Raw genomic sequence first — 13,134 nt, 5'->3', positions numbered from 1 at the left:
GCGCTGGCTCAGCAGAAACAGATTACTCATCTCGGCCTCCTTTCTCGGAAACCGTGAATCACATCTCAAACGAAATTAATAGGTCCTGAGCCTAGAAGCGGGAACCCGATCGGCAAAACTGGGCATTCCGATTTTTGAAGAATGGCCAACGGCCACAAACCTGCAACGGTTTAACGCTACGGAATTTCGTAGCTGCAAAGCAATCCATATTGCTTGCTATAAGGCAACCTGCTTAGCGTCACACGCTCAAAGCCCTTCGGCGCGAGCAAGGGAGGGTTGCTCCCATGGATCACTTCAAATGAAGTCGTGGATCATTGCAGGCGCTGGCCTTATCGCGGCGCTCTGCACACCTGTCGCAGCTCAGACGCAAGGCGACTGGGTTCTCGCTCGTTATCAAGGCGGGAACTATTGGTTTCCTGGGATCGCGGAAAAGGTCAGCGGCGGAAAAATCACCGTTGCATACGACGATGGCGATCGCGAGACGCTGCCGGTCGGCGCCGTTCGTCCCTATGACTGGATGATCGGCATGGAAGTTGAGTGCAATTTCCAAGGCCAGGGCCAATGGTATCCAGGCACGATCTCTTCGCTCGCTGGCGAGAGAATCGGGATCGCCTACGATGACGGCGACAAGGAAACGACGAAGACCGGCCGCTGCCGGAGCCGTTAAGTTTGAATTGGTGTCCTCCGCTTATTGGAGGACACTGTCTATCTGAGCGCGGTTTGTCTGGATACCGCTTAGGTTTGCCGTTTTCACTTTCCGAAAATCGGTAGTGAAATGCTGACCGTCAGTTGCCTTATGCCGCCGGCCTCCGCGCGAGCGCACGGCAGGCAGTTGATCTCATCCGTAGACGATGAAGATACCTTGATCTGTCGCTGCCGACGTACCGAGAATGTTTTCCTCGCTGTCGGCGAAATCTGCCAGAACGGAGGCTCGTGTGCCATCGCCACGATCGAGGATTGCAGTCCAGAAATCGATCCCTGCCTGCTCTGGCGCGCGATCTAGAACGTTCTGGTAGAGCGTCTGGACATAGGTTCGATTGGCAACGTTTGCGCCGTAGACCGCTGTGAATTCGGACGAGCGCGTGAAGCCTTCCGCAACCTGATCGAGCGACAACCCGCTATCCATCTGCTCGATCCAGTATTTCAGGCCGTCATTGTCTGGTGTCCGGTTGAAGGCCGCTTCGTAAGTTCGATACGCAGAACCTGCTATCTCGCCTCGATCAGTGTCGAGGCGGAGGAACCCGTTCGAGAAATTGACGCGCTCGACGTTGATCAGACGATGGAAAAAGGTGCCATCCGACAATTCGACTGTGGTCCCTTGCATTTCCATCGTGAATGAGGTTGCGGGTGCGCCAATCACATAGGTGTCAAAACCAGCGCCGCCGTCAAATTGTGTTGGATTGTTCAGCTCCCCTTTTAAATCGTTGCCGCTTGTTCCCGGTTGCGTCTCGAACGAGATGCCCGCCGTGTTCACTTCGCCTGAGGCTGGTCTTGCCGCTGCGTTGAGAAGCCCGGACTGAATGAGGACGCTTCCTGAAAACTCGATATCGTAGTTCACGCCGTAGCGGGGCAGGTCCGCACCGATATCGAAATCATGGCGCTCGGCCTGAATGTCGACCGCGAAGGTCCCGGTCGCAGGAAGCTTAAAGGAAAACGAGTCTGCCTCGGGAAGGAAGCGGGTTTGCCAACCGGCTGCCGGATAATCCTGAGCGTAGGAATTGTCATCGGCATCGTTCGGCCAGGTGAGGCTTACCCCTTTCTCGGAAAGCACGAGGATGTATCGAAAGAGCGTAGGCTCATTCGCAGTGTTGGCGTCTCCGAAAGCTCGTTCTTCGACATTAACCAAAATTATGGAATGGTCATCTCCAGAAAGGCGCCCGATTTCGAACGGATCAAGCGAAATCTTCACGGTCGTTTCGCCGAGTGTCTCGACATAATAGCTCTGCGAAGAAATTCCGAGACTTGCTGCGTCCTGTCCATCTGGGTCGCCCGCATAGGGCGCGTCGGCGCGATCGGTGAACGACGACCGAGAATCGAAATATTCATCGAACGACAGCGTTTGATTGGCTGCGATCTGTCCAAGGTTACGAGCCAACGCTCCCGGACCCTCAATAAGGAATGGATACTGCGCGTTATTGAAAGCCATCTCTGTGATCCTTTGCTCAGTGCCGATCACGGCGAATGCTATAGGCCGTTCAGACAAATCGAGAGACGGCACCGCCTAGATTCAGCGGGACGCGTCAGAGGCCAAAATAAGCCTACCCCAAAGTAATGCTGTCAAACGAAAGTTTTGAGCGCCCATCATTTTCGCAGTTTCTTGAACGTTATCCGACCCGACGACTGCCGACCGATCTTGTCGGGGCTGAATGTCGGGACGGAGAACGTAAAAGGCACCATGCGAGCATTATCGATCAGCGCTCCCATGGTGCTTGTCGCCCATCGATCGCAATCGAAAGGGATCGACGGTTCACACGAGAGTGCACACGCCCAATCTCATCGGCCGCACCCTTCGGATCGGTCGACTTGATGTTCCATGTGTGATGCTGCGTGACGTTGTGCGTGGTCGTGTTGCCGATTGCGCCCGCCAACGATGGGCCGCCACGCCCCGACTTTGCCCCGTCACGCGGTTCGCGGACAAAGGCGGTCGTCGGGTCATGAAACCGCTGGCCGCGATTCAGCGCTTCCAGAACGGGCCTGTTCTGCGCCGCCGCGTTGGCGTTGACGACGAACTCGCCGTTCGAAAGGCGGGCGAGGATGCTGTCGGACGTTCCTGTGCCCGGTCCTCGGACATGGCCACCGGTAGCGAAGCCCTTCGCCATCGCACCGATCGCCGAGCCGGCGAATTTTGGCTTCCCTGCGCCACCGGATCGAAGCCCGCCGGTCGCGGCGCCGAGGCCGGCCAGCGCCTGGCGGAGAGCGTTGGCCTTGCCGATCGCGGCGTCGATCGAGCCGCTGATCACCTGAACGGTCGCTGAGACGGACAGGGCCTCGTGCATCGCCGGTCTGGCGATCGCGGCCTTGCCGGTGGCCGCGTCGATCGACGAGGTGTCCACCGTCGGACCCGTGGTGAAGCCGAACATGCCTTTGAGCATCATTGCCGCTTCGGACGTCTTGGCGCTCATCGTCCCGAGCGCCTGGCCGATGGCTGCGGCTGCGGCCGCTTCGTCGATCTTGTGAATGACAGGCACCCCAATCGGCTTGCCGCTTTGCACCCGGCGCCACGCGTCTGCCGCCTTCCGTGAGGCTTCGCTCGGCGTGAACGGCCCGACGCGGAGGCCGATCGGCGACGCCGACAATTCGAGCGCATGAGCTCATAATGGGCGTCGATTTATCAATCGACCCGACCGTGAGGCTTTTACGTCTCATTTCTCGACCCTCCCATCAATATAGGTCAAAGCCGCAGCCGCCAGTGCTTCAATCCCATCCGGGTTCATCGACATGTCTTGCCAATTCATAGGGCGGATAACGTCGTATAAGCCGGCGTCAGTCGTCGGAACCGGCATTGCGTCAATAAGCTCTTCGTAAACTGGGTCGAGAAATTCGGCGCAGTCCTGATGAAGCTCCTCGTCTGTCTCATGGTGGCGGCCATCGACGTAGGCGTGAGCCGCAAGATAGCGCCGGACGAACGCCGATGCCGGGTCGAGGGTGGCAGCAACCGCTTCGGGAATGGGAAGGGCGGCGGCGAGTGTCACTGTTCCCGCACCAGTGAGAAGATTGCGCCGGTTCATGCCGCACCTCCCGCACAGAGCGAATTGAGTAGCACTGCCAGTCCAGAGTCCCCGGCGTCAGCCCTTTTCTCATTCAGGTCGGAGGAGAGGAGCAGGCGGAGGCGATCGTCGTGAGGGAAATAGGATTTCACCGTCAGGACATAATCGACCTTCAGCCGACCCGCTTCAGGCGTGGCCGCAGGGGTCTTGATCAGAACCGCCCATGCCGACCGCTCTTCTTCGAGAAGGACATTCGTCCGCTCGTCCATCTCAGCGATGTTCGCCCTCTCAAAGAGGTCTTCGTATTTGCGCTCGGCTTCACGAAGGGCCGCAACATCGGCGTCGTATACGGCCTTGGCGTTCGCCATGCCGTCATCGAATTTTGCCCTGCGCTCCGCACGGATGGACGGAAAGTCCGGGCTATTCATCTCGGCGTCGGAATAACTGCCGTACTGATCAAAAACGTCTCGGGTGCGCCGTTCATCGGCGTCGCAGATCACAGCGGGGATGAAGTCGCCAAAGCGAGATTTCCGATATGCCTTCTCGTCAGTCTCGGGATAGGCGAAACGCCCAACGCTCGTCTCATATGGGAAAGGGTTCTCTTGGGCTTGCCTCTCGGTTTCCTCATGCGTGCGATCGGCCAGGGTCGCAGCTTCGGTCAACTCGGCATTGATGGCGCGGTGACGTTCGATCGCCTCGGCCATCCGGACGAGATCGTCGGTCTGCTTCTGCAATGCCAGCGCGACAGCGGGAGCGGCAACAGCGGCGCCGGCAGCGGTCGAGGCTAAAAAGCGGCGGCGCGTGATGCCGGACATAGCTTCGCCGTTCGGCCCGTTGGGGGTCGTTCTCATGGGTCTCTCCATTTTCAGTGGGGTGAAGATTTCCCGCTTGCGCAGGGATCAGGTGCCGGCGCTCAGGCGGCGCGGGCGTATTCAGCACGGATGGACCGTTCCATCGCGGCGATGTCGTAGCGAGCGGACAGGTATTTCAGCGCGTCGATGCGCTCATCCATCTGGCGCTGCGCGTCCGTCCGATGATCGACTGGACCACCCAGCACTGGCGATTGGTTGGCGTAGCGCGCCCGGAACTTCGCCTTTTCCCATGCCTGAAGAAGGCAGCGACGAAAGGCAGCCTGCGAGAACTTCGAGAAACCAGCACGCTCGATCCGATAGCGAGCCCAGGCGTCTTGCATGATAGCGCGGCGGTCGAACATTCAATCAGCCTCCTATTGATTTTGATCCCTATGGGATTAAATATATGCGCAAGGATCACTCATATCAATCCCTGAGAGATCATTTTTTTATGGAGGGGGATCATTTTGCTGACAGGGCGCCAGCTCAGGGGGGCAAGATCAATGCTTGGGATGACTCAGAAGGCGGTGGCCGAGGCTGCTGGTGTGTCTGAGCCGACTGTCAAGCGTCTAGAGAGTCAGGATGGGGAACTGAACGGCCATAGCAGTACGATCGCCGCGATAAGACGAGCGCTCGAAGCTGGTGGGATAGAATTCATCCCCCAGAATGGTGGCGGTCCAGGTGTTCGGATGCGCAAGGAGCACCACGATTGACCACACGAACCGCGTCCAAATTGGACACCACCAAATTCCAGAAGGTCTGCGCCCTCATGCGCGATGGTGCGACCGAAGGCGAACGGGCGGCCGCGAAACATCGTGCTGAGACGATGGCGGCAAAGGCCGGCATGACGCTTCAAGAGGCCGTGTCCAATTTGGACATGGCGACTACCCCGAAGCCCGCCAGCTTTTTCGACGGATTCGACGACTGGATGGAGGAGAAGGAGCCGGGTTGGAAGGCAGAGCGCGCCCGAGAGAAAGCCGAAAGGAAGGCGAGAGATGATGTTCGTCGCGCTGCTGTCTTGGAACAGCATGGCTCGGAAGAATTCCTCTTCGCTCGGACGATGAGCGAGATTGCGCTCGACGCTGCAATCGAGCCCTTCGCGACATGGGAGTACTGGACCGATCCCGACGGGACGCGCCACCGATATGCCAGCACGCTCGACGGTATGGATGCCGGTATTCTCTGGAAGGAACAGGAGATTACGCCAGCCGTGAGGAGGGCGATAATCGAAGCCTATCCGTGGCCGTCCAAATTGGACGATGCATTGCGTGAGGTGAAGGAGTGGGACCAGTTGCGGCTGGATCGCGGCTTGTTCTGTGGCGAATGGAGCCATTACGTCGAGGTCGAGATACGAATTCGTTTCCTCGAACGTGAATTGAACGAAGGGCGGCCTGCAACTTCACTGGATGATATCCAGGCGCGCTTCAACTGGAAGCGCTATGAATTCGAGCGACAGTGGCTCGATCCAACCGAACGCGACGATCCATTCTTAGATCGCATTGAGGCCGATTTCGGCATTCTGCGTCGAGCATTCACTCGATCGGCGCTACAACCGATTACCACGCGCCGAACGAATGCTGTCAAGCAGGCCACGGTCCTGTCCATGTTGGACACTCACCCCGAATTGTCCGATCGCGAGATTGCGCGGCGCATTGGCGTCAGCCCGCAGACCGTGAACACTTGGCGGAAAAAGCACCCTGTTCAACGCGATCACGCTCGGTAACCCTTAGTCGCAAAACGGTATGATTTCGATAGACTTTTAGCGCGTGTCGTGGAGATCATAGTCGCCTGAAAGGCTCATTTGGTGACATCTATGAGATTCTGGCTTCAGGCAATGCTGGGCGTGCTCGTTGTCCTATTCGTAACGCGCGCGGAGGCGATCACCGTCAGTCCGATAGCGATGGATGATGGAAACACGTTCCTCATTCTCAAAGGCGCTTTCGAGATAAACGATGACCCTGCGGCCCTTGTGCAAGCCGTTGCTTCGACCGGGGCAAAAGTCGTGACTTTTGATTCCCCTGGCGGGAACGTAGTTGCATCGATGAAATTCGGTAACACCATACGATTGCTAGGCCTGTCCTCTGTCCAAATTCGGGCGGCCGAATGTGCCTCGGCATGCGCACTCGCATTTCTAGGTGGCGTGGAGCGCTACGCTGAATCAGGCTCAATCGGCGTGCATCGGTCGTCCTTTGCCTCATATCAAGGCGTCGATGCCGGCCAAGCCGTCGCTGACATTCAGCACGGAATTTCCGCGATCATGGCGTACATTTCCGCGATGGGCGCCGATATACGACTTCTCCAACTAAGCCTTACGATCGACAGTTCTGATATGAGGTACCTTACCAGTCAGGAAATGGCTGACTATAGGGTCACAACCAACTCTGAACGGCCGACGTCCGATGCGCTGGCATATGGAGGTGACATTGCGGGTTCTCCCTCCGCTCCGGCTGCGCGGGAGGACCCACAATCCAGCTTTGACCAGATAGACCGGATAGCGCTCTACGAAGGATTAGATTTTCTGGGTCGCGACCTATCAATGCGGTCTGAGCCCGACGCGCCTAGTTGCGCACGTGCATGCCTTTCGGACAGCTCGTGTCGAGCATTTACGTTCAATACAATGACTCGAATGTCGCGCGGACCGAACTGCTTCCTCAAGAGCGCTCAAGGTGACCTGGATGGCAACTCTGCGGCCATCTCCGGTCGTTTGTTGAGCCGTTTGGAGCCGAATGCATCAACGTACACCTTTGGCACGATTGATCCCCATACCAGCCTCTACGAAAACCGCGACATTCTTGGTTTCGACCTCTCCTCACGGCCATGGGGCGGGGCCGAAACGGAATTTGCCTGCCGAATGGCATGTGTGAACGAAGCCAACTGCGCGGCATTCACGTTTGTTAGAACCAAAAAGCAGTGCTGGCTGAAGGGCGCTGTCGGCAACGTACGGGCCATGTCGGGCGCAGTGACCGGACTAAAGTCGGCTTCAACTTTTGCCCCCACTCACGTCCCGCTGGATTAGCGGTGTGATGGGGTAAAGTCGGAGGTTCGTTATTGCGTGGCCCCTTTTCGTGCCCGATCACGCGATACCTATCGGCGTCTTGCACAATGGTAACGAATATCAGTCGGACGGCGGATCGCGACGCTCACCCTTGGCCACGATCGTCAATGCACCATCGGGCAGCGGCCGCTGTAGCGCCTTCACCTCGTTCCAATCTGCGCGCATCCACGTATCAATCTCATGGGTTTCCGTAAGGATTACCGGCATGGCTTTCGGATGAATGGCGCCGACCTCCTTGTTCGGCTCGGACGTGAGGAAGCCGAAAAGATCGGCGTTGATCTCGCCTTCTTTCACCTTTCGCACGCTCGTCCAATTCGTCCATATGCCGGCGAAGACGGCTAAGGGTCTATCGTCCGATAGAGCAAACCAGATCGGCACCTTCTTGCCGTCCACGGTCTCGTATTCGCTGAACGAGGTGAAAGGCACGACGCATCGATGTTCGGGCGAAAGCCACCGGCGCCAATGGGGGCTTTTCGTGTTGCGGATGTTCGTCACCCCACTGTCGGTCTTCTTGCCCTTGAGGGCGAATTGCGGGCTTGGCATGCCCCAGCGCATCATCGTCAGTTCGCGCTCACCATCGTCGGCGGTGCGAACGATGGGCGCTTCATAGTCAGGGAAGACGCCTGGAAGAGGAGGCAGGTTGCCGGCGCGGTCTCGCGTTGCCTTTGTGAACTCTCGGATCGCCTGCTGGCCTTTGGTAATGGAATAAAGATTGCACATGTCCATCGACCTCACTGGGCCGGCCACCCCAAAGTAGCCAGTTTATCGGCGGCTTGCCGACTCCTGCCTATCACGTCATATGCGCAGCGTGAACGGAGTGGGAACAAATGGCGCGACGAACCGAGCAGAGATTCATCATTGAGCGCGTTCTGAAGGATGGGGATCTGCGCGATGAGGTCTTCGCCGAGCTTACCGATCTTGGATGGGCGAAGCGTTTGTTTCACGCGATCACGATGCATGAGCCCTATGATGGTTTCATTCTGCGGCACGGTGCACGCATCATGAAGCGATGGCCGCCGGAGCGGCTATGAGCAGCTTTCGACAGGCGCGCTGGATGGGGAAGCGCGGTAGCGAGTGATAAACAAACCGATGTGGATCAGAAGAACCGTATGCCGGGCGAAGTCGGCGATCGATAAATCTAATTCGACCCTCTGCGCATGTGTAAGCGCAGGTTCTTCGAGTTAAAAATTAATAGCCGGCTATTTCCTGTTCGTCTGTCGGATTTCGCATGTACCCGTAGTCACCAGTAGTGGGCAGATTGCTATCTAGAAAATCATTTCGCGACGATCGGTATGTGACAAATGACGGGGGTTCTTCTTCGCAACCATACGCTATTTATGTGTGAAGAAGGGTGCATGCGATACGTATCTTAACTGAATGTTTAAAACACTATTGCGGCTTTCAACATTTCAGTGCCTTGTCCGGCTGCCGCTATGTGGCGGCTCTTTCAAGGTCAACAAAAGATGGAAACCGACTTCGTCGCTGGCGTTTACCAGAGGCTCCTTCTGCGCGATCCAACTTCCGCCGAGCTCGATGCCGGCGTCGAGATGATAAGCCGCAACGGTGAAGCAACGTTCGAAGCAAGTATTGCTGATACTGACGCCGCGGTCGAACTTCAGACAATCGTGCTTCCGATCATCGGGCTTTATCAAGCATTCCTTGAGCGAACGCCCGAACCCGCCGGGCTTGAATTCTGGACCGCAGCCATTCAGAGTGGTTCACTGACCTTCCGGGACCTCATCGAAAGCTTCGTGACGACAAGCGAATTCGCCGAGGTCAACCCTGGTATTGGTGCGAACCCGACCAATGAGGATCTGGTCAATCTCTTCTACACTAATATCCTAGGCCGCGTGCCAGATGATGCTGGGTACCAATTCTGGCTCAGCGCTCTGCAATCGGGTTCAATTCAAGCCGGAAATTTCACCTCGACTTTCATTGGCTCAACCGAGGTCCAAGGTGACATTGGCGCTGCCCTCCGTGCATACTATGCTGATGTGCAGGACGGTCGGATCGACGAGCCGGGCAGCGCCGACTCGCTGCGCACTAACGGCAGTGGCGGTGGCGGTAACGTCATCGGCGGCGGCCAGCCTGTAAACCACCCACCGGTCGCCGGCGCTGAAGTCCCTGACCAGACTGCCAATGAGGATGACGAATTCACGTTCAAACTGCCAGATGACGCATTCACTGACGCAGATCGTGAAGTTCTCTCACTCAAGGCGTCATTGGCTGATGGGAGCGCTCTGCCAGCTTGGCTGAGCTTCGACGCTGACACGGGCGTATTCGCCGGAATTCCTAGTAACGATGACGTCGGCAGCTTGGAAATCGTTATCACTGCGAGCGATCCGCATGGCGCAAGTGCCTCGCAGATAGTCAACTTCACAGTTGCTAACACGAACGATCCGGCCGCGATCTCCGGCGAAATGTCCGGCGCGGTGACTGAGGATGGCGTACTTGTTGCCGGAGGTATTCTAACGATTGCTGACCCAGATGTTGGAGAAGATGAATTTCAATCCATCGAGAACTTGGTGGCAACTTACGGCGCTTTCAGCGTTGCGTCCGATGGCATCTGGACATACTCGTTAGCAAATGACGATGCGGTCGTTCAATCGCTGAATACCGGGCAAGTTGTCGAGGATTCGATCGATGTCGTTTCCAAAGACGGAACGGCGACGGAGAAGCTCGTAGTACGTATTGCTGGAGCGAACGATGACCCCATTGCCGTCTCCGATACTGCGATGACGGACGAAGACACGGCTATTACAATCAATGTGCTCGACAACGATACCGATCCCGACTCGAACGACACGCTCTCCCTGATCGGCGCTCAAATTACTAACAATGGACAGGGTACAGTGAGCGTGACCTCAGAGGGCAAGATTCTCTATGATCCAGGTACCGCCTACAGTACGCTCGAAGTAGGTGAAACTGCGGAAGTGGAAATTACCTATTCCGTGTCTGACGAACACGGGGGATTGGCTAGCGCGATCCTAAACGTCACAGTTGCAGGTGTCGCTGATCCGCTTCTTGGTAAGACGGTGACTTATGAGTATCTCTATCCAAATAGCTCAACGATATACTACGGGGTGACAAGAGATTTTATTGTTTCCAGTGGCAATATTGAGATTGGAAATAATGCGTTGGGAAATGGCGCTGAATACTACAAGATAGATTTCAAAGGTCACAGCTTCGATGTAATATTCGATTACGCTCTGGGCTGGAATCCTGATGCGGAATTCAATGGTTTCCATATTTATGATAAATATGATCAAATAGATTCGTTCAAAAAAGTTGACGTTATCGGTAAATATGAAGGACTTATCGGTGTAATTGTTGAGGAAGACAATATATATGTGAATTGGAAAGGTGCTTATTTCGAAGAGAACTCTACTGTATCGTTTAATATCGGATTTTAATCAACTACCGAACGAGCAGAAGTGTTTGTGTGCGCGGCCAGAAGTATTTACGTTAGTGCGATTCGACGAATAGAATATAGCCGCCGTGCCTTAAGTGGTGCGGCGGACCTTTCTGCAGTCAGCCCATCAGATTCGTTTTGACCATCACGACAATGTCAGGCGAGCAGCATCTCGTGCACTTCAGTGGCCACTCCTGCGGGATATAGATTTTTGCCTGACCGTACCCGTTGATCAGCGTATGTCCCACGAGCTCGGAATAGGTGCAGTTATCGCCGTGAGAGTTGAGCCCCATACCGAGAGCGCGCAGATGGCCGAGCGTGTCGTCTGGATAGGCGGCGGTCAATCTGGCTCCAGCATCCTCGTCGCATAATCGGGCCGCTCATAGGAGCCGTTGCGCTTCTCAATTGCCATGCGGACCCGGTGCCAGTGATCAGCCTGTGCCTTCTGTCCCTGGTCTCGGTGGGCACGCTGCCGCAACCGCGCCTCTTCCCACGCCGGTGCAGGATTGCCGAGGCGGTGGATCATCGCTGCGGCTTCGTCCTCAGACGCTTCCATCTCGGCGCGCTTGCGGGCTCGCGCGTCTTTCAAGCGGCGGATGAACGACAGCATCTTTCCGGGCCTCCTGATCCGATCACTCATCAGCCATATTCGACGGCAATTCGCCGTGCCGGGCAAGGATCATAGGCTCGTCGAGAACTTCGCCGGTCTCGTCGTCCGCGATTTGGCGGAAAGCGACCACGCCCGCGAACCGCTTGGCCTCGCGCTCGGCTTGCCCGATCGCCGCTGCGTTCATGGCGTCCGGCGCCGATGAGGCCTTCGACGTCGGCCCCCATAGAAGTTGCAAGACCGCCTCGGCGATGTTGCGCAGGAAGCCGCCCTGGTCGTGCTTTGCCAGAAGCTCGGAAAGGTCCATGCTGGTCTTGGTCATCGGGGCCTTCCTATGGTTCGCGGTTGAAGTTGCAAAACTCCACCTCGATCATACACCTCGATAGCCACCCCCGATCACACCGGCAGCGCCTGTGAGATTACACAACGTGCTCGCACGCTAACTCGGACCCGAGGCGCGGCTCGGCGACATGGGATACGACTTAGCCGCGAACCGCGGACAACAACAAGAGGCGAACATTGAAACAGCCATTCCGGCTAGGCGGAGCCGGGTCACTCCGCAGTTTCATGACGCAGCGAAGTACAGATGGCGCAATCTGGTCGAGTGCCTGTTCATGAAGCTCAAGGACTAGCGGCAGGGCACAACCCACAAGGCAAAAAAACTAAGAGCTCTAATTCGGCTTCATGTCCATATTGGCGAGCAAACCATGACGACACCTTGTCCTTTTGGCCTAACCACCGGAGGCACTCTGCAAGGAGAACGCTTTCGATGTGAATTTCTGCAATCGAAGCGATTGACCTTAGGTAAATTATGGATCTATCTTCAATGGTAGGGAGTCCCAAAAAGGAATGGCCGATGCGAAAGATTGTTTTATCTCTTCTGACGGCTGCCGCTGTTTCGTTGTCTGGATGTGTCGTTCCAGATAGCAGCTCCACCCAAATAGACGTTGGTGCAAGTAGAGCGAAAAGCAACGAGATTTTTCGCAAGGGTCGCCGCAATAGGGGCATATCGGCCTATGCCTATCTGTATGACATAGGTGGTGCAGGTACGCGGGTGAAGCTGCGCTTTCAGTGCGTCAAAAATTGGGGCGGTCAAACGAAGGGAAACGCTTACATCGCAATCGTTGAAACAACAGCTCAGCGCACCAATCGTATCGTTACAGAATGGGAAACAAGATGCCGAGCTAGAGGAAGGGGGGATGGAAAACGATTGTACGATAGACGCGAGGCCAAATATGATTTTCGCATTCCAATAGGGGATTTTCGCCGTCGTTTCAGTATTGTTGTGATAGCTAACTATAGTGAAACATCGAACTTCGATCGAATTCAAGACATAGTAGATGATGCTGCGCGTAGCGCTATAGTCGACGCGAGGAAATTGAAAGAAGAGGTGCAGAAAGTTGGCGGTGAGCTGATAGCTGTCGTGTTATTAGGGTAATTGCCCACTCTCCGTTTCCCGCCTTGATGGTTCAGGCTTCAACGGTCTGACGAATTGTATGGAA

15 protein-coding genes and 1 pseudogene are annotated in these 13,134 nt (G+C 56.1%); 7 read left to right on the top strand and 9 right to left on the bottom strand.

Annotated elements, in window-relative coordinates; genetic code table 11:
* The first annotated feature begins 298 nt into the window (after positions 1–298).
* Positions 299–667: a tudor domain-containing protein gene (locus B9A15_RS13970; RefSeq protein WP_084410789.1), complete on the top strand. Its 369-nt coding sequence runs from the start codon at positions 299–301 to the stop codon at positions 665–667.
* Positions 668–838: 171 nt separating this feature from the next.
* Here the strand turns inward: B9A15_RS13970 and B9A15_RS13965 are convergent, their stop codons facing one another.
* From B9A15_RS13965 to B9A15_RS13945, 5 genes are all read right to left on the bottom strand, one after another.
* A complete protein-coding gene (locus tag B9A15_RS13965) occupies positions 839–2,146 on the bottom strand; it encodes a DUF4214 domain-containing protein (protein ID WP_084410787.1) in 1,308 nt (435 codons plus the stop codon).
* A gap of 265 nt (positions 2,147–2,411) precedes the next feature.
* Complete coding sequence (locus B9A15_RS13960) at positions 2,412–3,188, bottom strand: hypothetical protein (protein WP_139798393.1); 777 nt, start codon at positions 3,186–3,188, stop codon at positions 2,412–2,414.
* A gap of 174 nt (positions 3,189–3,362) precedes the next feature.
* Positions 3,363–3,728, bottom strand: coding sequence for a hypothetical protein (locus B9A15_RS13955; RefSeq protein WP_139798392.1), 366 nt, complete (start codon positions 3,726–3,728; stop codon positions 3,363–3,365).
* Positions 3,725–4,558: a twin-arginine translocation signal domain-containing protein gene (locus tag B9A15_RS13950; protein ID WP_170923301.1), complete on the bottom strand. Its 834-nt coding sequence runs from the start codon at positions 4,556–4,558 to the stop codon at positions 3,725–3,727. Before B9A15_RS13950 ends, B9A15_RS13955 begins: the two co-directional genes overlap by 4 nt.
* 62 nt (positions 4,559–4,620) lie before the next feature.
* On the bottom strand, positions 4,621–4,920 hold the full coding sequence (locus tag B9A15_RS13945; protein WP_084410779.1) for a hypothetical protein: 300 nt from the start codon (positions 4,918–4,920) through the stop codon (positions 4,621–4,623).
* Positions 4,921–5,025: 105 nt separating this feature from the next.
* On the opposite strand from B9A15_RS13945, the gene B9A15_RS13940 reads away from it, so the two are divergent.
* The 3 genes from B9A15_RS13940 (at position 5,026) to B9A15_RS13925 (ending at position 7,574) form a co-directional block, all read left to right on the top strand.
* On the top strand, positions 5,026–5,271 hold the full coding sequence (locus B9A15_RS13940; protein WP_084410777.1) for a helix-turn-helix domain-containing protein: 246 nt from the start codon (positions 5,026–5,028) through the stop codon (positions 5,269–5,271).
* Positions 5,268–6,281, top strand: coding sequence for a winged helix-turn-helix domain-containing protein (locus B9A15_RS23410; protein ID WP_244556956.1), 1,014 nt, complete (start codon positions 5,268–5,270; stop codon positions 6,279–6,281). The genes B9A15_RS13940 and B9A15_RS23410 overlap by 4 nt, the downstream gene beginning before the upstream one ends.
* Before the next feature lie 111 nt (positions 6,282–6,392).
* Positions 6,393–7,574 (top strand): PAN domain-containing protein, encoded by a 1,182-nt coding sequence (locus tag B9A15_RS13925; RefSeq protein WP_170923300.1) that lies wholly within the window; start codon positions 6,393–6,395, stop codon positions 7,572–7,574.
* Positions 7,575–7,673: 99 nt separating this feature from the next.
* Here B9A15_RS13925 and B9A15_RS13920 read toward each other — a convergent pair whose 3' ends face one another.
* Entirely contained in the window at positions 7,674–8,333 is a 660-nt protein-coding gene (locus B9A15_RS13920) for an SOS response-associated peptidase (protein ID WP_084410773.1), read from the bottom strand.
* A gap of 107 nt (positions 8,334–8,440) precedes the next feature.
* Between B9A15_RS13920 and B9A15_RS13915 the strand changes: the two genes are divergently transcribed.
* Both B9A15_RS13915 and B9A15_RS13910 read left to right on the top strand, forming a co-directional pair.
* Positions 8,441–8,644, top strand: a complete 204-nt coding sequence (locus B9A15_RS13915; RefSeq protein WP_084410771.1) for a hypothetical protein — start codon at positions 8,441–8,443, stop codon at positions 8,642–8,644.
* A gap of 432 nt (positions 8,645–9,076) precedes the next feature.
* The gene (locus tag B9A15_RS13910; protein ID WP_170923299.1) at positions 9,077–11,026 is read left to right on the top strand and encodes a VCBS domain-containing protein; all 1,950 of its coding nucleotides are present in this window, start codon (positions 9,077–9,079) and stop codon (positions 11,024–11,026) included.
* 118 nt (positions 11,027–11,144) lie between these two features.
* Here B9A15_RS13910 and B9A15_RS13905 read toward each other — a convergent pair whose 3' ends face one another.
* The 3 genes and pseudogenes from B9A15_RS13905 to B9A15_RS23405 all read right to left on the bottom strand — a co-directional run.
* Positions 11,145–11,369 (bottom strand): hypothetical protein, encoded by a 225-nt coding sequence (locus B9A15_RS13905; RefSeq protein WP_084410767.1) that lies wholly within the window; start codon positions 11,367–11,369, stop codon positions 11,145–11,147.
* A complete protein-coding gene (locus B9A15_RS13900) occupies positions 11,366–11,635 on the bottom strand; it encodes a hypothetical protein (RefSeq protein WP_084410765.1) in 270 nt (89 codons plus the stop codon). The genes B9A15_RS13905 and B9A15_RS13900 overlap by 4 nt, the downstream gene beginning before the upstream one ends.
* Before the next feature lie 146 nt (positions 11,636–11,781).
* A pseudogene (locus tag B9A15_RS23405) lies at positions 11,782–11,954 on the bottom strand (IS256 family transposase); the annotation flags it as partial.
* A 534-nt stretch (positions 11,955–12,488) separates the two neighbouring features.
* On the opposite strand from B9A15_RS23405, the gene B9A15_RS22605 reads away from it, so the two are divergent.
* Positions 12,489–13,070 (top strand): hypothetical protein, encoded by a 582-nt coding sequence (locus tag B9A15_RS22605; protein WP_139798390.1) that lies wholly within the window; start codon positions 12,489–12,491, stop codon positions 13,068–13,070.
* The last annotated feature ends 64 nt before the right edge of the window (positions 13,071–13,134 follow it).

The organism is Fulvimarina manganoxydans (assembly GCF_900176465.1).
In the GTDB taxonomy this organism is placed as follows: Bacteria; Pseudomonadota; Alphaproteobacteria; order Rhizobiales; family Rhizobiaceae; genus Fulvimarina; species Fulvimarina manganoxydans.
This window is presented reverse-complemented; position numbering and strand designations above follow the sequence as displayed.